Origin of the sequence: Cognatundibacterium crateris (assembly GCF_010078235.1) — a bacterium.
Lineage (GTDB): Bacteria > Pseudomonadota > Gammaproteobacteria > Burkholderiales > Burkholderiaceae_D > Undibacterium > Undibacterium crateris.
This window is the reverse complement of the sequence record NZ_JAABOS010000003.1, coordinates 252,375-272,036: the sequence shown is the minus strand read 5'-3', so window position 1 is coordinate 272,036 and position 19,662 is coordinate 252,375. Positions and strand designations below refer to the sequence as shown.

The following is a 19,662-nucleotide window of genomic DNA, read 5'->3' as shown; positions in this document are numbered from 1 at the left end:
GACTGAAGCGCCTCATTCGCCAGTCTTTTAGCCGCCCGCACCAATCATCGTCCTGGCTGCGCAAGCGAAAACATCATACACAGCGTGGCTGTCCACACAGCAGAACAGAACGCAGGTTGAACAGGTCACAGCAAGCCACGGTGCTGAGCCGTCGGCTGGCTGTTTACCCGCTACCCGCTGATGCCTCAGGCCAGCGGGATGCTTTGCTCGAATTTGAAATGGTTGGCCGGATCGTATTTGCGCTTGAGGCGTTTCAGGCGGTCCAGATTTTGTCCATAGTAGGCGTGTTGCCAGTTGGGTTGTTCGCGGTTGGGGAAGTTGATATAGGATTGCTGCAGCACGTAAGGGCTCATGGCGGCGAAATAATCGTGTAGCCAGCGCTGCTGTTTCTGCACTACTTCGGGCTTGTCTATCGGTGCCCAGGCGGCTTCCATTTCGAAGATGTAATTGGCGTTGCGATGCGGGTAGGCGGTGGCTTCAACCGGCACGTCGCGGACCTTTCCGCCTATCGCAAACAGGATGCCCATGTTTTCTGGCAGCAGTGAGCCGCCCGGCCATTTCATCATCCAGCGCAGCATGGTTTCTATGCCTGCGGGCGACATGGCTTCGCCGATGTAGGAAGAGCGCAAGTCGTACATGCCATTCGGGTCGTCGGTGATCAGATAATCACGCGCTTGCCAGTACTGCATTTCGCGTATGTCCTGCTTAATCGGTTTGACCATTTTTAAGACAGGTTCCAAGGCTTTCAGCGCGGCCTCTTTATCGCCGAAGAACTGGCCTAAGGTGGTCACCTGCAAATCGGCCATGGTGTAGTTGGTGCCGGCGCGGCTGGGCACGATTTTGCTGCGGGTTGAAATTTGGGTGGCGTGATTTTTTTGCAGCTCTTGCAGGGCGCTGAATAATTCGATTTGCTGTTGTGCTGGCCACAGGATGTTGAAGATGGTGACGTTGTGCGAGACATCGACCAGGTTGAAGGTGAACGAGGTATTGATGCCGAAATTACCGCCGCCGCCACCGCGCAGGCCCCAGAACAAATCCTGATACTCGCCTTTGTCTTCGGCGACGACCAGATGCTGATTCGGCAGCACGATGCTGGAGGATTTCAGGCTGTCGCAGGTCAGCCCGGCATGGGTGGCAGAAAAGCCCCAGCCACCGCCCAACACCAATCCCGCCGCGCCAACGGTCGGGCAGCGTCCGGATGGCACCGCCAGGAAGCCGCCGCTAAAGAAGTTGGCCATATCCTGATTGCTGACCCCGGCAGAGATCGTGCAGGTATTTTCTTTTGCATTGAAGCTGATGCCATTCATCGCCTTCACATCGATCAGCAAGCCTTTGGTGGTGGAGAAGCCCGCATAGTTGTGGCCGCCGGAGCGCACTGCAAAGGGCTGACGATGATCAATCGCCCAGCGCAGGCATAGCTGCACATCCTTATCGTTGGCGCACATGGCGACCGCGATAGGCAAAATATCGGCATAGCGTTGGTTATTGGGCGCAGCGGCCATGGCATAGCCGAGCTCACCGGGCAGGATCAGACGCCCGCTCATGCTGGCGGCCAGGGCTTTGAGGTTGTGCTTGCTGTGTATGGCAGGCGCGGCGCTGACTTCGCCGGACAGCCCCAGCGCACTGGCGGTCGCCAGCGCGGTGGATGTTTGCAGAAAACGGCGGCGCGATTGCGGGAATGATGCATTCATTGACTACTCCTCAGGCTGGGAAAGAGAATCGATTTCAGAAACTTCGTGTTTGGGAATACGACAGCACAAGCGCACAACGGTTTGTCAAAGCTGCTTTTACAAAGTGACGCAGCGCCCCGTCGGTATATAGACGGGAAGGGAGGCACACCAGGACGCCATTCGGTGCAAGGAGGGTCGGCGTTCGGTCAAAAATTGATAATTTGCAATATATTGTTGTTTAAAATAATCAATATTACAAGTTAACTTCAGGAATTTTCTTGGTGCGCTGGATTGCGCTTCGCTGGCCGGGAGCTGTGTGTTTTCCATGGGAGGCGGGTTGAACCCGTGTTTTTTGCGCGTGCTATGATGGCCGCGCGTTTAGTCGCATGACACATTTTTCAGACCCTACTGGTCGATACTGACCATCGATGTTTAGCAATCATTCAGGAGACAACATGCCTCAACTTAAACTGACCTATTTCGATTTTCATGGTGGCCGTGGCGAGCCAGTGCGACTGGCATTGGCGCTGGGCGGAGTAGCGTTTGAAGATCACCGCTTCAGCTATCCGGAATTTGCCGATGTGCGCAAAGCGACACCTTTTGGGCAGGTGCCAGTGCTGGAGGTGGATGGTGTGCAGCTCACACAATGTGATGCGATGCTACGTTATGCAGGCAAGCTGGCTGGCCTGTATCCACAAGATGCCTTGCAGGCTTTGTACTGCGACGAGGTGAGCTTTGTGGTGGAAGAAGCTGGCATCAAGATGGGCCCGACTTTCCGCATGACGGGTGAAGAACAAAAGGCGGCGCGTCTGGCCTTGGTGAATGGTTCTATCCCGGTTTATCTGCGCTGGCTGGAGCAGCGTTTGCTGGCGCAAGGCGGCGACTACTTTGCCGATGGCCGCCTGACGGTGGCGGATCTGAAGGTGTTTGTGGATATCCGTGGTTTGAATTCCGGTCGTCTGGATCATGTGCCGACCGATCTGGTGGCGCAAGTCGCACCGGCGCTGAATGCACATCATCAGCGCATCGCAGCCTTGCCTGCGGTGCAGGCGTATTACGCGAAGTTTGCGAAATAAAACGGATGTGATGGACGAAAAAGTACCGACATTGGCGCGTTCAAGCAGCGTATTGAATCGATGAGTTGAATCAGCCAGACTGAGTGTTGATGCGGCCTGCAGGCTGAAATGCTGCCAGCAGCCGCACAGGGATTCAGACTTTGTTTTCGGACTTTGGTTTCGGACTTTGCTTTCTGCGTTTGAAGTCAGTGCAAAAAAACAGCCGGTGTCATGACCGGCTGTTTTTTTGGGAGTCTGCGCTGTGCTTAGCGGCCGGTGTTTTGTTTGCAGGTGAAGCTGCTGGTGCTGACTTTATCGACATTGCCCTGACCGCAGGTGGCGGTCGCTTGCGCTGCCATGACGGAGATTTGCTTGCTGGCTTCGACGTTTTGTTCGCTGACGGAGATACAGGCGCTTAAGCTGGCAGCGATGGCAGCCAGGCTCAGGATGTGCAGAATTTTTTTCATGGTCTCACTCTCGGTTGGATTAAAGTTTTGATATTACACGCGGTAGACTGACTTTGGCTGCCTTTTGCTGACTTAGTTCCATGCCAGCCGGATATTGCGGTCAGTGTCTGTGCCTAACGTGCGACAGACCGTGATGGCTGACCGGAATAGGCCAAAAGCGACCAAGGCGCACTAGCTGCGCCCGGCGGTGGCAGGCAGCGCGCCGCAGCGGTTTGCAAACTGGCGCAGACAATGCCAAGATACGCGCCCTGTAGACTGTTTCCGGCGGCTCTGGCTGCCTTGAGTGACGACCATAATGACGAATCCTGCACTGCCACCTCATGCTGTTTCCCGCTTACGCACTGCCCGGCTGGCACGCAGCACGCGGCCGTTTCTGGCGCGCGGCGGGCCGCATGGCGAGCGCTGTGGCGGCTGTCGCCTGATCCTCAGCCATTGTCTGTGTGCGTGGCGCACGGTGCTGCCTACCCGTGCCGGATTTTGCTTGCTGATGGCAGAGCACGAGACTTTAAAGCCCAGTAATACCGGCTGGCTGATCGCTGATCTGGTGCCCGATACCCTGGCCTTTGGCTGGGCGCGCACCGAAGTCGATCCAGCCTTACTGGCCTTGCTGGCCGATCCGCAATGGCAGCCGTATGTGGTGTTTCCGGGCGAATTTGTCGCACCCGAACGCGTCATCACGCAATTGCTGCCAGCTGAGCAGGCTGTGGCTGACAATGTGAGTGCGACTGACGCTGCCACCAAACGCCCGCTGTTCATCCTGCTCGATGCGACCTGGTCAGAAGCGCGCAAGATCTTTAAGAAAAGTCCGTATCTGCTGCCTTTCCCGGTGCTGAGTCTGGAACCGGAACAGGTATCGCGCTACCAGCTGCGCCGCTCGCGCCGCGAAGATCATCTGTGTACTTCAGAAGTCGCTGCGCTGTGTCTGGCACTGGCCGGTGAAACCCTGGCGGCACAAACCCTGGAAGCCTATCTGGATGTGTTTACCGAACATTATCTGTGCGCCAAACAGCAGTGGAAACTGGACCTGGACGACGAACCACACCAGCGCCTGCGCAGCTTAAGGGCCGAGGCTGCTGCCAGCAACAACTTACTTAACGAATAATCAGGCATTGAACGCAGCGCGCATCTGATAGATAATTCTGCCCTATGACTACGACTACACAACTCCCCCCATTACCGGATCGTTTATCCATCAATCCGCGCAGCCCCTTTTACAATGCTGACGTGTTTCAGCACGACATAGGGATCAAAATCAACGGCAAAGAACGCAACGACGTCGAAGAGTATTGCATCAGCGAAGGCTGGATCAGCGTACAGGCTGGCAAAACCCGCGACCGCAAAGGCAATCCTATGCTGATCAAAGTGAAGGGTGTGGTTGAAGCGTTTTACCGCTAATCCCAACACCGCAACACGGAATTTTTAGCATCACAACGGGCGCTGGTCGCCCGTTGTGCTTTTTGTGCGCCACGTAAAATCTGTAGAAGCCATAGTCATTTTCATCACTTCCAGCCACAATACTGCTTGCTCAAACTTCTTTTGCTGCACCGATGCACACTACCACCCGTTTTTTTCGATTACTGCCTTTGCCTAAGCTGCTGGCACCATTGGGTCTGTGCAGCATGCTGCTAAGCTATGCCACGCCTGGTCTGGCGCAAACTGCTGCAGATGCCAGCCAGCCACGCACCGAAATCTGGCTCAAAAATGGCGATAAGCTGACTGGCCGCTTGTTGAAAATCGGGGTCGATAAGCTGATATTGAAAACGGATTATGCGGGCGAGATTGAAATCGATGCCGAGGCGGTGATGACGATGTCGAGCAAAGAAAGCCTGCCGCTGACGCTGCCACATGGCGATACCCTGCGCACGACCATCGCACCGCGCTCGCAGAGCGGCATGGTGGAAGTGGCGCAGCAACTGGTGCCGCTACGCGAGGTGTCCTTTGATCAGGAAGCACTGGAAAAAGCGGTATCCAGCTTTGAAGGGAATATCGAGACTTCGCTGGAGCTGGCGCGCAATTCCAGCCGCACGCAAAGACTGGAGCTGGAAACCGAGGGCGTCTGGAATACCCGCCCATGGCGGCATGAATATCATGTAGAGCTGAACCGCTATTGGACCGATCGTCAGGAAAAAGAAAATGACAGCAAGGGCAGTTATGCGCTGGATTATTATCTGACACCGAAATGGTATGTACGTAACAATGCTTACTACCAGAACGATAAAGTCGCGAATAACAGCAGCTATTACTATTACGGTGTCGGCTTTGGACGCCATATCTGGGAATCTGAAGTCAGCAATCTGGAGAGCCTGCTGAGTTTCAACCGTCTGAATTTCTCGACCAGCGCGTCGGAATTTCATGTGAATGCCTGGTTGTGGACGGTCAAATTTAAACGAAAACTCCCAATCCGGAATCTAGAGATTTTTGCGAAAACCGAAAATATTTTACCTATCGGTTTTCCGGTTGATTTGCTGTCAGACTCTGAGCTGGGCTTGCGTTATCAGCTCAATCGCCGCATGTATTTATCGACGAAGTACGGGATCAAGGCAAACCGTGCTGCATCCTTGTGGATGAAGAGCCATCAGCTCAGACTCAGCATAGGGGCAAATTGGTAAAGTACGATGAGCGACCGTTCACAACTGGAGAGCAGCATGCGTGATTGCGGATTTTCCTTACCCGGACTGATACGATATGCGCAGCAGATCAGACGCTGCGGCGCTGCGATGTTGTTGAGTTGTGTGCTACCGGCCACTGCAGCGCAGGATAGCACCATCAGCGTGGCGCTAAGTCGTCAGGACAGGCTGCAGATAGAACAGCTCGCTTGTGGCGCACAATACGGTCTGGCATTGGCGGATGCGGATGGACGCGCCTTTGATGCGCGCAGCCCGGTCCAATTCGCGGAAGTACGCTGTCGTCCGCATACGCAGCTTGGCGGCCAGCCGCTGTATTATGTGGCCCAGTGTGCACGGGATGGCCAACGCTGGCAGTGCAGTCCGGCTGAGCTGGAAACCGTGGTGCGCCTGGCCAAACGCGATGTGGTGATACGTCCGGGCAGCGTTGATCCACAAAAGGCGGTGGATACGCTGCGTAAAGTGGCAGGCTATGGGTATTTTCAAGGTATGTCGGTGGATAAGGCCCTGCAATCTGTCTGCAATATGGGGATGGGCGACCGGCCGGAGCTGATTGAGCTATCGTGCCAGCGCTGGTCGGTGACGGTCTCTTACTGGTGCCCGAAGCCATCTGCCAATAATCCCTGTCCGCGTGTAATCTACATGCATGAACGTTGAAGGAAAATGAATGGATACGAATCTGGTCAGTGATGTTTGCTTAGCCATACTGGATTACCTGAAAGCACACCCGCAAGCCTGTGATACGGCGGAAGGCATACACAACTGGTGGATAAAGTGGCCTGGACTGCCGGAAAGCTTAGTCTTAACCCAGCATGCACTGAGCTTGCTGGAAAGCGAGGGACAGCTACAGCGCAGAAAAATCGGTACCAGCGAACTGTGGAGTATTGCTAAGCGTGCGTAAAGCGCTGGTTAGCGCTGGTTTATTCCATGCCGTTCTGCTTGACGATGCGTGCAATTTCGCCGGAACGCATCAGGCGGTTGAAGGCTGTTTCGATTTGGGCGAGTACATCTTTGCTGAGCATTTTACCTGCGGCTATATAGGCAGGACTGGGGTCAAACACTGTCGGTAGCAAACGGATTTTTGGATGGTCTTTGGGGTTAAAACTGCTGGATTTAAAAAATATATCCCGATGGTAGAAAAAACGCGCCCGCCCGGCCTCCAGCTTAATCAGATTCTGTTCGGCAGACGGTGTGCCACTATCGAGCTGTATGCCTAACTGCTGCAGGCGTTCGATTTCGCCATGTCCCTGCATGATCAACACCACGCCTTGATTACCTAGCTTTTTCACATCATCCCAGCTACTGACCTGTACATCGTCATCGCTGCGCACGGCCAGCCGATAGCCACTGGTATAAAAACCGCTTTTCAGAAACTGCATACCGGCCGCTTCACGTGCCGGGGTCTTGCGTGCGCCGCAAATCAGATCGCGGCGGCCAGCGTGTAATTCATATTCAATCCGGCGCAAAGGCATGGTTTCTTCATCGATCACAAAACGTAATTGTGGATCCAGTGTCTCGATCGCCTTATAGATATCCACACAAATCCCGCGCCATCCCTGCTCAGTCTTCGTCATAAAAGGCGCAGCGCCATCCCAAACGGCGACGCGCAGATCTAAGGCATGGGAGGACATAGAAAAAATCAGGCCAACTAAGCTGAGCAGGACTCTTTTCATAGATCAGATTGACTTCAAGGATGGTTACACCAGAAGTGTCACATTTAACCACAACTTGCTCTGCTAATTTCGGTCTGCCCATAAAAAAACGGCGCACTGGGCGCCGTTCTTGATTACTAAACCTGCTTATTTAGCAGAGGCAGCCTTCGCGGCTTCTGCTTTCACTTCAGGTTTGACTTCAGTTTTTACGTCTGCTTTTGCATCCGTCTTCGCATGTTCTTTTTTAACGTGCTCTTTTTTCATATGTTCAGTCTTGGCATGCTCGGTTTTTGCATGTTCAGCTTTAGGTGCTGCTTCAGTCGCTGGCTTGGTTTCTGCCGCAACGGAAGCACTGGCTTTGATATCAGCTACAGGTGCTTTTACTTTACTCGCAGGTGCGGCTACCGAAGCTGCAGCAGAAGCTGGTGCACTGGCTTTCGCGGAGGCGGAAGCAGGCGCTGCCGGTGTCTGGGCGAACGCTGTACCCATTGCGAAAGTTGTAGCGATCAGAGCGGCGATTAACTTAGTCATGATGAGTCCTTGTTCAAAAAGTTTTCAGGTTAATTTGTTTTGCGTAGTGTTGCTACGTAAGCTAAAAACGTAGTCAGTGAATGATGCGTTGACACAATTTTCGAAAATATTTTTTATTTTTAATTTTCTTTGAATTTAATCTGATAATGCATTACTAGGAAACTTAGTTTCCAGTATTCATAAAACAAAAAAGACTAAATTTTTTTAAAAACGATTTAAAAAAAAGAAAAAAGCACAGAGAAATGTCTGTGCTTTTTTTCACTGCGGATCTGATACTCAGATGTCGCCTTACGCATGGAAAGTGTTTATTTCATCGTCGCAGCTGGTTTTGCATCGCTGCTTGCAGCTTCGGTTTTCGCTTTCTTCGCATGCTTGCGATGCTTAGCTTTTTTCTCGACCGCTGGCTTGGCTTCAGCTGCAGGTGTAGCGGCCGCTGCTGGCTTCGCTTCAGTTTTCATTTCTGCTTTTGGTGCCGGCGCAGGTGCCGGTGTGACTGCCGCCTTCACTGTACTGGCGGCAGCTGCTGCCTGAGCGCTCGCAGCACTTGCTGCATTCGTCGCAGTCGTGGCGACTGCTGCTTTAGCTGCCTCTACTGGTTTTGCAGGTGTCTGTGCAAATGCAGTACCCATTGCGAAACTGGAAGCGATGATAGCGGCGATAAATTTGTTCATGATCTGTTCCTATGAGTGTTATACAGCGTTGATTTGTTTGTCAGCGTAGTTTGTCTACGTAAGCTAATAACGCAGCCTGTTTGCAGTCTGTTGACACAAAATTTGTGTACGAATGTAAAAAGTAAAAAAATTTTTCTGCCTGCTCTCAATTTTTTTATTCGACGAAAAAAAAATAAAAAACGGCGTCATACAGACGCCGTTTTTCTCGTATCAATGATTCCTTATTTTTTTAATTCTTCTTTCACTTCTTCCGCTTTTTTTGGCTTTACCGGATCAACTTTTTTGACCGGATCAGTTTCAATTTTATTGGTCTTGATTGCTGAAGCAGAGGCACTGGATTTTTCTGCACTCACTGGCTTTACTGTCTTCACAGCTTTCTCTGATTTTTCTGGTACCGAAGCCGGTGTGGCTGCGACGCTCACTGCCGGTGCGCTGGCTTTGGCAGATGCCGCAGCAGCGGCTGGTTTCTGAGCAAACGCTGTACCGGCAGTTAACGCAGTAGCGATCAGAGCGAGTGTCAACTTATTGAGCTTATTCATAGTGCGTCCTTGTTCAGAATTCAGTGTTGGGTATCGTAGCCCTCGCTACGTGCTGATACAACGGCGCTTAGTGAAGTATGGTTGACAGCCGTGTGCATCAACAATTTTTTTGATCGGCTGCGTCTGTACGCTGCATGGTTTGCTAAGTGCTGTGATCGCTATATGATTGAGGCTTCAATTAAGGAGAAATCATGACACTTGCGAACTGGTGCGTACTGGCTGCCTGCCTGTTACCGATAGCCACAATAGGTATAGCGAAAGCAGCGTCTGCACGCGCTGATCAGCGCGAGCTGCGTTACAACAACCGCCATCCGCGCGCCTGGACCGAACGCCTGCAAGGCTGGCAGCATCGTGCCAATGCAGCCCAACAAAATGGCTGGGAAGCGCTGCCGCTGTTTATCGCCGCCGTGGTACTGGCTCAACAGGCACATGCGGACCAGTCACAGATCGATATGCTGGCAGGCGGTTTCATCTTATGCCGCATACTGTATATCGCGGCATATCTCGCTAATCAGGCGACTTTGCGTTCCCTGATCTGGTTCGCAGCCAGCGCATGCAGTGTGGCGATCTTACTGCTGTCTTAAGCATTTTTGCTGCTTAGCTGCGTCACTATCCTGACGCAGCACGCAGCCATTTCAACCAGCCCCAGCTATACGGAGGGCGATCCCTAAATGCAGGCCGTCCGGTCAATTTCGCTCAGCGCAGGCTGAGTGCGCTATTCAGCTATCCCTCTCGAGACCGCTTACCTGGTCGGCTTACTTCCCAGGTCATTTTGCGTAAGCCCTACATTTTAGGACTTACGCAAAACCGCCCCAGCGGCGTTATGGCTCCTTGTCGTACACAGCGTACTGCCTGCGTCGCCATGCCTTGCCGGGACAATTTTGCGTAAGCCCTACATTTATATATTGTTGACAATTTATCTCGTCTCAATCGAAAGAATTTCCCAGCTTCAAGCGTAAAATTACCCCACACCATTACATTGCCACTCTGAAAGTTGCCTGGATTTAATAATGAATCAAGCACCTGTCCGCGCCATCTTGTTTATCTGCATGGGAAATATCTGCCGCTCTCCGACTGCAGAAGCAGTATTCCGTGCCAAAGCGGAGCAGGCTGGCATGACGGATCAGTTGCATATTGATTCCGCTGGCACCCATGCTTATCATTCAGGTGAAGCGCCGGACCCGCGTGCACGCGATTACGCGATGAAGCGGGGATTTGATCTATCCCGGCAACGTGCGCGTCAGGTCAAAGCGGAAGATTTTGAAAAATTTGACCTGTTACTGGCAATGGATCAACACAATATGTCCTTATTGCAAGCCGCTTGCCCGGCGCGTTACCAGCATAAGCTGGAATTGCTAATGAAATTTGCCGAGCATGTTGCAGCCCAGGAAGTCCCAGACCCCTATTACGGCGGCGCTCAGGGTTTTGAAACCGTACTCGATTATATTGACGATGCCTGCGCCGGACTGCTGGCTTATGTCATGAAATCCCAACAGCCGGCCTGAGCCTGCATCAGCTCCCGCTCTGATTTAACACTCTCCACGTAGCCAGGTAACAAACCCTGCAAGCTGCCTGCATCAACTCAAACGCCCCTCGCTGCAACTCATTCCTTGTTTCTTGCATTTCATCCTATTGAAACTGCAACTTAAACCTTTTCGTCTTGTCTTAGCGGCATCCTTTTGGAATACTTCAGCATCCCGGTTTTCCCGATTCCCCTACCTGCGAGCGATCATGTTACGTCAAACCCTCCTAGTTATTGCCATCGCCTCTGCGCTGGCAGCCTGTAACAGTAAAAAAGAAAATGAAAAAGGCTCTGCCTCCGCATCGGCAGCAACTACAGCAGCAAGTGCCGCATCCTCCGCCAGCGCTAAGAATGAAAAACCGGCACCCAAACTGACCATCGCGCCGGAAGACATATTGAAAGTCGAAAGCAATGCGCTCGCCTCAGGGCCAGTCATCACCGGCTCTATCCAGCCTGAACGCAAAGCCGATTTGCGCGCCGAGGTGCAGGCCATCGTGCTGCAGGTATTGAAGGAAAACGGCGACATCGTGAAGCGTGGCGATGTGCTGGTCAAACTGGATGAAACCTCTATCCGTGACAATCTGAATTCAGCCGAAGACTCCGCCCGCAGTGCCTCGCTCGCACTCGATCAGTCGGATCGTACTTTGCAGCGGCTGAAGACTTTACGCGCTTCCGGCATGACCTCATTGCAGGCATTAGATGATGCAGAAGTACGTGTGAATGCGGCGCGCAGCGAATTATCCGCCGCCAAGGCCAGAGCAGCCAGCGCACGTCAGCAATTGCAGCGCACTGTGGTACGCGCACCGTTTGATGGCGTGGTCAGTGAACGTAAAGTCTCTGCCGGTGATACCGCGACACCAGGTAAGGAATTAGTCAAAGTCATCGACCCGACCAGTATGCGTTTTGCCGGTAAAGTCTCGACCGATAAAATCGCTCAGGTGCAAACCGGGCAGGCAGTCAGCTTCCGTATCAATGGCTATCAGCAGGAATTCCGCGGCAAAGTCACGCGCCTGGATCCCGCCGCCAATGACGTGACACGTCAGGTCGAGGTGCTGGTCGCATTTGCTGACAAAAACCAGCCTAAGGTATCTGGCTTGTATGCAGAAGGAAATATCGAAGCCACTACCATTAATGCGCTGACGCTGCCGGAATCCGCTGTGGTCAGAGCGGGTGATACGGCGTATGCCTGGCGCGTCTCCGGTAAAAATCTGAGCAAGGTGAATCTGGCTATGGGCAAACGCGACCAGCGTACCGGTAACATAGAAATCCGCAATGGCTTAGCTGTCGGCGATGTCGTCATGCGTAACCCTGGCTCAGCGCTCAAAGACGGACAGGCAGTTGAGCTGGCGGCAGCTACGCCTGCAGGTAACACTGGCAATACTGCAGCCGCTGCGAATACAACTGCAGCCGGGAGCCATTAATCATGTTTCTATCTGACTTCAGTATTAAACGCCCCATCGCGACTATCGTGATGATCATCGCGCTGATGGCGCTGGGCTTACTGGCCTTGAGCAAGCTGCGCGTCAATCAGAATCCCGACGTAGAAGTGCCGGGTCTGTCGGTGGTGATGCCTTATCCGGGCGCCTCACCGGACACGGTAGAGCGTGAAATCGTCAATCGTCTGGAAAAGTCGATGATGAGTATTTCCGGCGTCAAGGAAGTGTATTCCAGCTCAAATGAAGGCATGGCCCGTTTTGACATCATGTTTGAATTTAAAAAGAACATGATCGAAGCCACCGATGAAGTCCGCAACGTGATTTCCAACGTGCGCTTCAAGATGCCGACCGAAATGCGCGAGCCCATCATCCAGCGCTGGGACCCTTCTGCGCAACCGATAGTGAATATCGCGCTGTCGTCCACCAAGCTCAGCCATGCCGAGATTTCACGCCTGGCGGAAGACAGTCTGGCAGATAAACTGCGCGGCTTGCCCGGCGTGTCGACCGTCACCGTGAATGGTTCCTTAAAACGTGAACTGTCAGTCTTGCTGCGCGCAGAAAAACTGCGTGAATACAATGTCTCGGTTGGTGAAGTCGTGAATGCTTTGCGCATGCAAAACACCAATGCGCCAGTCGGTAAAATCCGTGGCAAACTGGATGAAGAAAGCATACGTCTGGTAGGTCGTATTGAAACGCCGGAAGAGTTTCAGCAAGTTGTCATTAAACGCAATGGTGAGCAGGTAGTCCGTCTGGCGCAGGTCGCCACCATAGAAGATAACTTTGCCGATCTGAACAGCCTGAGCATACGTAGCGGTAATCCGAATGTCGGTATTCAGGTCAGTAAATCACGCGAAGCCAGTACTGTCTCCGTAGCGAAAGCGGTGCGTGAATTTCTGGAAAAAACCAATAAGGAATATGAAACCACGCATCCGGGAACCAAGCTCGACATCACGCGTGACGGCGGCAAAGATGCACAACGCAGCCTGAATAATGTGATCGAATCGCTGGTTCTGGGTGCAGGGCTGACTATCTTTGTGGTGTATGCCTTCCTGAATTCCTGGCGCTCTACCCTGATCACAGCCTTGAGTCTGCCAACCTCCGTGATTGCTGCATTTATCGCGGTCTGGCTGTGTGGTTTCACGCTGAACTTCATGACGCTGTTGGGTCTGTCGCTGGCGATTGGTGTCTTAATTGATGATGCGATTGTGGTGCGGGAAAACATCGTGCGCCATATGCAAATGGGTTCCGATCGCAGAACCGCCGCCTTACAGGGTACGGCGGAAATCGGTCTGGCAGTGGCGGCGACGACCTTCTCTATCATCGCGGTGTTTATTCCGGTCGCCTTCATGCCGGGTATGCCTGGCGAATGGTTCCGCCCGTTTGCGCTGACTGTAACTTGCTCGGTGCTGGTCAGTCTGGGGATTTCCTTTACGCTGGACCCGATGTTGTCAGCTTATTGGGGTGATCCGGCCGATCATCATACTGCACCGAAAAAAGGCTTGAGCAAGCTGCTGGCACGCTTTAATGACTGGTTTGATCATCAGTCCGACCGCTATGGTCATGTGATTGCCTGGGCGCTGCATCATCGTCGTTCTATGGCAGCCATTGCAGTATTGAGCCTGGTGGCGGCGATGGCACTGCAGGCTAAATTCGGTGGCACCAGCTTTTTACCGGCGACCGATTCCGGCAATCTGATGATCTCGGTACGCACGCCAGCTTCGTCTTCACTGGAATACGCGAAGCTGAAAATGGAAAGAGCCGCAGCCATCGCACGCAGCTTGCCTGAGACCAAAGACACCAACAGCAACATCACACCGGCAGGTGGCCGGATTTACGTGGACATCGGAAAAAGTACCGAACGCAAACGCAGCGCCAAGGAAATCGCCGCTGAACTGCGCGAGAAAATCCGCACGCTGGTTGGTGCTGAATACACGGTGATGGATGATCTGAACAATGGCGCGCAAAAGCCGGTGCAAATGGAATTTACCGGCCCGGATTCACGCAAGCTGTTGGAAATCACCAGTCTGTATATGGAAAAACTGCGCGATGTACCGGGTGCGGTCGATATCGGTTTGTCTGAGCAGGACCCAAAGAAAGAGCTGAAAATCGAACTCAACCGTGGCCTGGCCAATTCTATGGGCATCTCGTCCAATGATGCAGCCCAGACCTTGCGCGTCGCCTTTGCCGGTATCGAAGTCGGTGACTGGGTCGATCCTACCGGTGAGACGCGTGACGTTGCGGTACGCTTGCATCCGGATGACCGCGTCAGCAAAGAAAATATCGAACGTCTGCCTATCGCAGTAGCGGGCAGCAGCCAGATGGTACCGCTTGATCAGATCGCCACCATCACCATGGGTAAGGGACCTTCCAGCATAGAACATGCGAATGGCAAACGGACTATCACCGTTTCCGCCAATGCGCAGGGTCGCTCGAATGGAGAAGTGATTGCAGACGCCAAGAAACTGGCCGAGTCCATGAACTTCCCTACAGGTTATGGCTTGTCAGTTGGCGGTGCCGGTCAGGATCAGGAAGAAGTGTTCGGCGCCATGGGTATCGCAGTCTTGTCCGGCATAGGCCTGATGTACCTGATCCTGGTGATGCAGTTCGGCTCTTTCAGTGCGCCTTTGGGTGTGATGTTATCGCTGCCGTTGTCACTGATCGGCGTGGTACTGGCCTTACTGATCACTGGCAGCACCATCAATCTGATGAGTCTGATCGGTGTGATTATGCTCATGGGTCTGGTCGCTAAGAATGCGATTCTCTTGCTGGATGCCGCACGCAAATTTGAATCCGAAGGCATGGAACGGGAAGCAGCCCTGATGCAAGCCGGACGGGTACGTCTGCGTCCTATCCTGATGACTACCTTTGCGCTGATTGCAGGTATGTTACCGGTCGCATTGGGATTGGGTGAGGGGGGTGAATTCTACCGTCCACTGGCGATTGCGATTATCGGTGGCACCATCACTTCCACCTTGCTGACGCTGTTAGTCGTGCCTACCTTCTACGACAGTATAGAAATCGCAAAAGATGGCATGAGCCGTAAAATCCGTCAGCGTAGCGAACGCTTCCATTCTGCGATCGCGATCGGCATGACCATGCTGGAAGCAGTGCTCACTTTGTTTGGTGTGCGCATGATTTGGCGCGGTTTGCTAAAATTGACGCAACTTTTTAGAAACAAGACGGTCAAATCGGCCTGATATGAAATAGTCAGCAGAAGGTAAATCACTTCTGCTGGTTTAAGCTGTTGTTGTAAGTACCTGTTCACCTCATGCTGGGGTCTATTCCTAAGTATCCTCCAGCATTTTTATAAGCTGCGGACCAGAAGTCCGCAGCTTTTTTTTTGCTTATTCCGCTTCAGGGAGCAGGCTCAATTTGACGTGGCTGGGCGAATGGATCACCGGCTTTCCAGGCTGGCATTTTGGCGCTGTTCGCGATTTCATAACCCAGTTGCAGGGTGAATTGCGCCTGCTGCACCATGCCCGACAAATCCCAGTCAGGATCATATTTATCCGTGCTCTGATGATAGCGTTTGCCATAGGCGCGAGCCTTCTCAGAAGACTCTTGCGGATGATGAATGAAGTCACGGCCACGGCTGACTGAAAACGCAGGCACACCGGCTTTCGCGAAGCTGAAATGATCGCTGCGGAAATAGCCACCGGCGGTATCCGGCGTTTCCGGGCTGGCCTGTAACTGCATATCGCGCGCGACCTTGAGTGCATGCTGTTGCAATTCACTGCGTTCACTGCCAGCCAGACCCATGTCACGTGTGACACCGACAAAATTCATCACATCGATATTCAAGGCAGCTGCGGTTTTACGCAAAGGCCATAATGGCTGTGCCGCATAGGCAGAGCTGCCGAGCAAGCCCTGTTCTTCCGCAGCGACCCATAAGAACATCTGACTGCGCCGGGCCGGCTGAGCCACCGCTGCTTTGGCCATTGCCAGCAAACCCGCGGTGCCTGAGCCATTGTCAATTGCGCCGTTATAGATCACCTCTCCATTCCCCTCTTGCTTACCGAGGTGATCCCAGTGCGCACTGTAAATCACCACTTCCTGCTTCAGGCGCGGATCGGTGCCGGGCACGATACCGGCGACATTGTATTGTTCCAGCTGACGCAAGGCGGAACGCGCTTCGCCTTTGAGTCTGGCAGATGGCAAACGCACAGGCCGGAAATCATTTTTCTCAGCAGCCTCACGCAATTTATCGAGCTTCAGTCCGGCACCGGCAAATACCTGCTGCGCCAGCGCATCGGTGATCCAGGCTTGCAGTCCGACGCCACTGTCAGCGCCCTGCAACTGAAAATGTTCGGCACTGCCGCCATTTTTGACCACCGACCAGCCATAACTGGCACTGGCATCGGTATGGATCAGAAGCACACCTGCCGCGCCATGCCGTCTGGCCTCCTCAAACTTGTAATTCCAGCGGCCGTAATAGGTCAGGGCAGCTCCACCAAAACGCTTAGGCTCAGCCTCCGTAGGGCGCGGCTCATTGACCAGCATCACCAGAATTTTGCCACGGCAGTCGACACCTTTGTAATCATCCCATTGCTCTTCGGGTGCGCTGATACCGTAGCCGACAAACAGCAATTCATGATCAAAGCTTTGCTGAGTCTGGGCATTACCCGTCCACCAGACCCAGTCATCGGCAAATTGCATAGGCAGGCTTTTTCCAGCCAGTTCCAGATGGACTGTGCTTTTTGCGGGCAACGCTTTGACGCCGCTGATGCGCACCGGCTGGCGGTAAGATGGTCCATTCGCAGGTAACAAGCCCAGCGCCTGTGCCTGCGCTTCCAGATACGCAACGGTCAGATCACCGCCGCGCTGGCCCGTGCCCCGGCCTTCAAACAGGTCAGAAGATAACAAGGCCAGATGGGCGCGCAAAGGCGCTTCCTGTACTTGCGGCAGCTGCTGCGCCTGCGTAGCAAGACTGAGCATTGACAGACAAAACAGGCTGCCGTATCTGGCAGCCTGCAGGGTGGTGATGAGTTTGGACATGGATGAAAGTCAGCGACTGTTTGATGGTTGAGCCACTTGGATGGACAGACTGACAATTGGTTCCGTTCTGCCCAGTACTGCTTAGCTGGCCTGATCCTTGCAAGGCCTGAGCAGGTCACCCCTGAATGGAGTATGCAATGCTACGTCCCGCCCTGGCTGCTGATGCGGCCGCAATCTGTGCAATCTATAACCCGTATGTACTGGAAAGCTGCATCAGCTTTGAAGAAACTGCAGTCGGTCATGAACAAATGGCACAACGCATACAGGCCGTGCTGGATGCGGGACTGCCCTGGCTGGTGTGGGAGCAGCAAGGCAAACTCAGCGCCTATGCCTATGCCACGCCCTGGCGCACCAGACCGGCTTACCGTCATTCAGTCGAAGTATCCGTCTATGCGGCACGCGAGTCAGCAGGTCAGGGTCTGGGCTCGGCCTTATATCAGGCCTTATTCGCCCAGTTGCAGCAGTTGGGCATACACAGTGTGATCGCAGGGATCGCTTTACCCAATCCGGCCAGCATCGCATTGCATGAAAAAATGGGCATGCACCAGGTTGCCCGTTTTTCTGAAGTCGGTCAGAAATTCGGGCAATGGCATGATGTAGGCTACTGGGAAAAACTACTTACGCGGTCCTGATACCACCAGCCAGGTCGCCAGCACCACGCCAGCGCAACCGGCGGCCATGCTCCAGGTCAGGTGTTCGCCCAGGAAAATCGCACCCCATAACAGTGCAAACAAGGGAATCAGGAAGGTGACGGTGAGTGCCTTAGTCGGGCCGATATCCTGTATCAGACGGAAGTAGAGCAGATAGGCAACCGCACTGCACAGCAGTGCCAAGGCCACCGCCAGCGCCATCACAGTCGTGGTGATCTCACCCTGCACCGGTACCAGTGGCAGAAAAGGCAGCAGCACGAAAGCCGCACCCAGCTGGGAAGCGGTCGCCATCAGCAAGGGATTCACATTCACCGATAATTTTTTGGTGTACACGCCAGCCAGTGCATAACACACCGTCGCGCCTGAACAGGCCAGCAGCGCCAGCATCAGCTCTGTACTCCAGACTACCGGTCCCAGCTTGACCAGCAAGGCCACACCCAGCACACCAACCAGCAAACCGGCCAGCTTGCGCACGGTGAAGGCTTCGCTCAGGAATAGTGCACCCATCACTGCGCCCCATAAGGGTGTGGTGGCATTCATAATGGCGGAGTAGCCAGCAGGCATATGCTGGGCTGCATAGGCATACATGGCAAACGGCAGTGCAGAATTGATCGCACCGAGCACCAGAAACGATTTCCAGTTCTGACGCCAGTTCTGCGGTTTCCCTGTCAGCAGCATCCAGCCACTCAGCGCCAGCCCTGCGATCGCGACCCGCAATTCGGCGGTCCAAAGCGCACCCAGTACCGGGGCAATCACACGCATAAACAGAAAAGAGGCACCCCAGATGGCGGCAAGAATTAAAAGACGAATCAGGTCACTGCTACGCATGCAAACTCCTCAGAATTCAGGCAGGGCGCCTGACAAAGCGTAGCAGCTTAACAAATCTGGCCAGTTTATGCTGGCTAAATCCGGACAGGATATTGACCACGCACCACAACGCAGCCAGAGCAGTTTTCCCCGGACTGACGCAAAGCCGTCCCGGCAAGGCGTGGCGACACAGACAGTACTTTAGTACGGCAAGACGCCAACAACGCAGCAGGGGCGGTTTTTCGTCAGTCCGTGCTACATGGGTTTGAAACGCCAGGCATATGCCTGACTCACCTTCAGCTTCTCCGCACTGCCATGCAATTCCACGGAATAGCGCCCCATTTCATCCCGGTGGGCACGGGCAATTGCATCAGCGCGGACCACTGTGCCGCGATGGATTTGCCAGAACACGTCAGGATCTAAGCCTTCCATCAGTTCTTTAAGCGGCTTGCGTACATGCGCCTCATCCTGCTGACTCACAACCCGGGTGTATTTTTCATCGGAGGTAAAAAACAGAATTTTATCGACCGCGAACATCTTTATGGTATCGCCCACACTGGCACTGATCCAGCGTATGCGTTCAGGCGGGTTACCGCGGATACGCTTATCCAGTTCTGACATCAGCTGGGTCAGATCCGCTGCTGGCTGGGCCGCTTTCATGCGTTCCTTAAGCCGGGCGATGGCCTCGTTCAGACGCTGTGCGGCGATAGGTTTGAGCAGATAATCAATCGCACCGGCTGCAAACGCATCGAGCGCATACTGATCATAGGCAGTAGTGAACACCGCGTGGCATTTGCCTTTGGTCGCATGGGCGACATCCAGCCCGGTCATGCCAGGCATGCGAATGTCGAGAAACGCGATATCCGGATGATGGGTATGAATCGCTTCCAGTGCATCGGCACCATGTTCACACTCGGCGACAATATTGAGCTCGGGCCAGTGCTCCTGCAGCATGCGTCTGAGGTCTTTACGGGGTAAGTCTTCGTCGTCGGCGATGATAGCTGTGATCATGATGTCTCTAGTCTTAAGTATTTTTATACAGA

General features: G+C 53.6%; 20 protein-coding genes. 12 read left to right on the top strand and 8 right to left on the bottom strand.

Translation table 11 applies throughout. From position 1 onward, the window contains the following. Nucleotides 1–185: 185 nt before the first annotated feature. On the bottom strand, nt 186–1,691 hold the full coding sequence (locus tag EYB48_RS07255) for an FAD-binding oxidoreductase (protein WP_162019645.1): 1,506 nt from the start codon (nt 1,689–1,691) through the stop codon (nt 186–188). Nucleotides 1,692–2,125: 434 nt separating this feature from the next. Between EYB48_RS07255 and EYB48_RS07250 the strand changes: the two genes are divergently transcribed. Then, the gene (locus EYB48_RS07250) at nt 2,126–2,746 is read left to right on the top strand and encodes a glutathione S-transferase (protein ID WP_162019644.1); all 621 of its coding nucleotides are present in this window, start codon (nt 2,126–2,128) and stop codon (nt 2,744–2,746) included. A gap of 245 nt (nt 2,747–2,991) precedes the next feature. On the opposite strand, the gene EYB48_RS07245 is transcribed toward EYB48_RS07250, so the two are convergent. Next, on the bottom strand, nt 2,992–3,192 hold the full coding sequence (locus EYB48_RS07245) for a hypothetical protein (RefSeq protein WP_162019643.1): 201 nt from the start codon (nt 3,190–3,192) through the stop codon (nt 2,992–2,994). 295 nt (nt 3,193–3,487) lie between these two features. Between EYB48_RS07245 and EYB48_RS07240 the strand changes: the two genes are divergently transcribed. From EYB48_RS07240 to EYB48_RS07220, 5 genes are all read left to right on the top strand, one after another. Continuing rightward, complete coding sequence (locus EYB48_RS07240; protein ID WP_162019642.1) at nt 3,488–4,294, top strand: tRNA-uridine aminocarboxypropyltransferase; 807 nt, start codon at nt 3,488–3,490, stop codon at nt 4,292–4,294. Nucleotides 4,295–4,338: 44 nt separating this feature from the next. Beyond that, the gene (locus EYB48_RS07235; protein ID WP_162019641.1) at nt 4,339–4,587 is read left to right on the top strand and encodes a DUF3297 family protein; all 249 of its coding nucleotides are present in this window, start codon (nt 4,339–4,341) and stop codon (nt 4,585–4,587) included. A 152-nt stretch (nt 4,588–4,739) separates the two neighbouring features. Continuing rightward, entirely contained in the window at nt 4,740–5,801 is a 1,062-nt protein-coding gene (locus EYB48_RS07230; RefSeq protein ID WP_162019640.1) for a DUF481 domain-containing protein, read from the top strand. A 6-nt stretch (nt 5,802–5,807) separates the two neighbouring features. After that, nucleotides 5,808–6,473 (top strand): hypothetical protein, encoded by a 666-nt coding sequence (locus EYB48_RS07225; RefSeq protein WP_162019639.1) that lies wholly within the window; start codon nt 5,808–5,810, stop codon nt 6,471–6,473. 10 nt (nt 6,474–6,483) lie between these two features. Further along, the gene (locus tag EYB48_RS07220) at nt 6,484–6,717 is read left to right on the top strand and encodes a hypothetical protein (RefSeq protein ID WP_162019638.1); all 234 of its coding nucleotides are present in this window, start codon (nt 6,484–6,486) and stop codon (nt 6,715–6,717) included. 19 nt (nt 6,718–6,736) lie between these two features. On the opposite strand, the gene EYB48_RS07215 is transcribed toward EYB48_RS07220, so the two are convergent. The 3 genes from EYB48_RS07215 to EYB48_RS07205 form a co-directional block, all read right to left on the bottom strand. After that, nucleotides 6,737–7,489 (bottom strand): substrate-binding periplasmic protein, encoded by a 753-nt coding sequence (locus EYB48_RS07215; RefSeq protein WP_162019637.1) that lies wholly within the window; start codon nt 7,487–7,489, stop codon nt 6,737–6,739. Nucleotides 7,490–7,615: 126 nt separating this feature from the next. Continuing rightward, nucleotides 7,616–7,999 (bottom strand): hypothetical protein, encoded by a 384-nt coding sequence (locus tag EYB48_RS07210; protein WP_162019636.1) that lies wholly within the window; start codon nt 7,997–7,999, stop codon nt 7,616–7,618. Nucleotides 8,000–8,304: 305 nt separating this feature from the next. Then, entirely contained in the window at nt 8,305–8,670 is a 366-nt protein-coding gene (locus EYB48_RS07205; protein ID WP_162019635.1) for a hypothetical protein, read from the bottom strand. A 90-nt stretch (nt 8,671–8,760) separates the two neighbouring features. Between EYB48_RS07205 and EYB48_RS07200 the strand changes: the two genes are divergently transcribed. The 5 genes from EYB48_RS07200 (at nt 8,761) to EYB48_RS07180 (ending at nt 15,364) form a co-directional block, all read left to right on the top strand. Beyond that, complete coding sequence (locus EYB48_RS07200) at nt 8,761–9,141, top strand: hypothetical protein (protein WP_162019634.1); 381 nt, start codon at nt 8,761–8,763, stop codon at nt 9,139–9,141. A gap of 259 nt (nt 9,142–9,400) precedes the next feature. Continuing rightward, nucleotides 9,401–9,793, top strand: a complete 393-nt coding sequence (locus tag EYB48_RS07195) for an MAPEG family protein (RefSeq protein ID WP_162019633.1) — start codon at nt 9,401–9,403, stop codon at nt 9,791–9,793. 426 nt (nt 9,794–10,219) lie between these two features. Beyond that, nucleotides 10,220–10,714, top strand: a complete 495-nt coding sequence (locus tag EYB48_RS07190) for a low molecular weight protein-tyrosine-phosphatase (protein WP_162019632.1) — start codon at nt 10,220–10,222, stop codon at nt 10,712–10,714. Between the two features lie 226 nt (nt 10,715–10,940). After that, nucleotides 10,941–12,152 carry an efflux RND transporter periplasmic adaptor subunit gene (locus tag EYB48_RS07185; RefSeq protein ID WP_162019631.1) on the top strand — a complete coding sequence of 404 codons (1,212 nt, stop codon included), beginning with the start codon at nt 10,941–10,943 and terminating at the stop codon, nt 12,150–12,152. A 2-nt stretch (nt 12,153–12,154) separates the two neighbouring features. Further along, nucleotides 12,155–15,364, top strand: coding sequence for an efflux RND transporter permease subunit (locus EYB48_RS07180; RefSeq protein WP_162019630.1), 3,210 nt, complete (start codon nt 12,155–12,157; stop codon nt 15,362–15,364). 157 nt (nt 15,365–15,521) lie between these two features. On the opposite strand, the gene EYB48_RS07175 is transcribed toward EYB48_RS07180, so the two are convergent. After that, nucleotides 15,522–17,162: a M28 family peptidase gene (locus tag EYB48_RS07175; RefSeq protein ID WP_162019629.1), complete on the bottom strand. Its 1,641-nt coding sequence runs from the start codon at nt 17,160–17,162 to the stop codon at nt 15,522–15,524. Nucleotides 17,163–17,299: 137 nt separating this feature from the next. Here EYB48_RS07175 and EYB48_RS07170 point away from each other — a divergent pair, with 137 nt between their 5' ends. Then, nucleotides 17,300–17,794: an arsinothricin resistance N-acetyltransferase ArsN1 family B gene (locus EYB48_RS07170; protein WP_162019628.1), complete on the top strand. Its 495-nt coding sequence runs from the start codon at nt 17,300–17,302 to the stop codon at nt 17,792–17,794. Here the strand turns inward: EYB48_RS07170 and EYB48_RS07165 are convergent. Both EYB48_RS07165 and EYB48_RS07160 read right to left on the bottom strand, forming a co-directional pair. Continuing rightward, a complete protein-coding gene (locus tag EYB48_RS07165; RefSeq protein WP_162019627.1) occupies nt 17,777–18,640 on the bottom strand; it encodes a DMT family transporter in 864 nt (287 codons plus the stop codon). The two genes, EYB48_RS07170 and EYB48_RS07165, sit on opposite strands and share 18 nt — an antisense overlap. A gap of 234 nt (nt 18,641–18,874) precedes the next feature. Then, nucleotides 18,875–19,630, bottom strand: coding sequence for a LytR/AlgR family response regulator transcription factor (locus tag EYB48_RS07160; protein ID WP_162019626.1), 756 nt, complete (start codon nt 19,628–19,630; stop codon nt 18,875–18,877). Between the last annotated feature and the right edge of the window lie 32 nt (nt 19,631–19,662).

Excerpts from the sequence above, each read along its gene's own strand:
- EYB48_RS07195 (WP_162019633.1), top strand. The coding sequence starts at position 9,401 with ATGACACTTGCGAACTGGTGCGTACTGGCTGCCTGCCTGTTACCGATA.
- EYB48_RS07230 (WP_162019640.1), top strand. The coding sequence starts at position 4,740 with ATGCACACTACCACCCGTTTTTTTCGATTACTGCCTTTGCCTAAGCTG.
- EYB48_RS07160 (WP_162019626.1), bottom strand. The coding sequence starts at position 19,630 with ATGATCACAGCTATCATCGCCGACGACGAAGACTTACCCCGTAAAGAC.
- EYB48_RS07170 (WP_162019628.1), top strand. The coding sequence starts at position 17,300 with ATGCTACGTCCCGCCCTGGCTGCTGATGCGGCCGCAATCTGTGCAATC.
- EYB48_RS07185 (WP_162019631.1), top strand. The coding sequence starts at position 10,941 with ATGTTACGTCAAACCCTCCTAGTTATTGCCATCGCCTCTGCGCTGGCA.
- EYB48_RS07205 (WP_162019635.1), bottom strand. The coding sequence starts at position 8,670 with ATGAACAAATTTATCGCCGCTATCATCGCTTCCAGTTTCGCAATGGGT.
- EYB48_RS07220 (WP_162019638.1), top strand. The coding sequence starts at position 6,484 with ATGGATACGAATCTGGTCAGTGATGTTTGCTTAGCCATACTGGATTAC.
- EYB48_RS07210 (WP_162019636.1), bottom strand. The coding sequence starts at position 7,999 with ATGACTAAGTTAATCGCCGCTCTGATCGCTACAACTTTCGCAATGGGT.
- EYB48_RS07240 (WP_162019642.1), top strand. The coding sequence starts at position 3,488 with ATGACGAATCCTGCACTGCCACCTCATGCTGTTTCCCGCTTACGCACT.
- EYB48_RS07225 (WP_162019639.1), top strand. The coding sequence starts at position 5,808 with ATGAGCGACCGTTCACAACTGGAGAGCAGCATGCGTGATTGCGGATTT.
- EYB48_RS07245 (WP_162019643.1), bottom strand. The coding sequence starts at position 3,192 with ATGAAAAAAATTCTGCACATCCTGAGCCTGGCTGCCATCGCTGCCAGC.
- EYB48_RS07190 (WP_162019632.1), top strand. The coding sequence starts at position 10,220 with ATGAATCAAGCACCTGTCCGCGCCATCTTGTTTATCTGCATGGGAAAT.
- EYB48_RS07165 (WP_162019627.1), bottom strand. The coding sequence starts at position 18,640 with ATGCGTAGCAGTGACCTGATTCGTCTTTTAATTCTTGCCGCCATCTGG.
- EYB48_RS07180 (WP_162019630.1), top strand. The coding sequence starts at position 12,155 with ATGTTTCTATCTGACTTCAGTATTAAACGCCCCATCGCGACTATCGTG.
- EYB48_RS07250 (WP_162019644.1), top strand. The coding sequence starts at position 2,126 with ATGCCTCAACTTAAACTGACCTATTTCGATTTTCATGGTGGCCGTGGC.
- EYB48_RS07255 (WP_162019645.1), bottom strand. The coding sequence starts at position 1,691 with ATGAATGCATCATTCCCGCAATCGCGCCGCCGTTTTCTGCAAACATCC.
- EYB48_RS07175 (WP_162019629.1), bottom strand. The coding sequence starts at position 17,162 with ATGTCCAAACTCATCACCACCCTGCAGGCTGCCAGATACGGCAGCCTG.
- EYB48_RS07215 (WP_162019637.1), bottom strand. The coding sequence starts at position 7,489 with ATGAAAAGAGTCCTGCTCAGCTTAGTTGGCCTGATTTTTTCTATGTCC.
- EYB48_RS07235 (WP_162019641.1), top strand. The coding sequence starts at position 4,339 with ATGACTACGACTACACAACTCCCCCCATTACCGGATCGTTTATCCATC.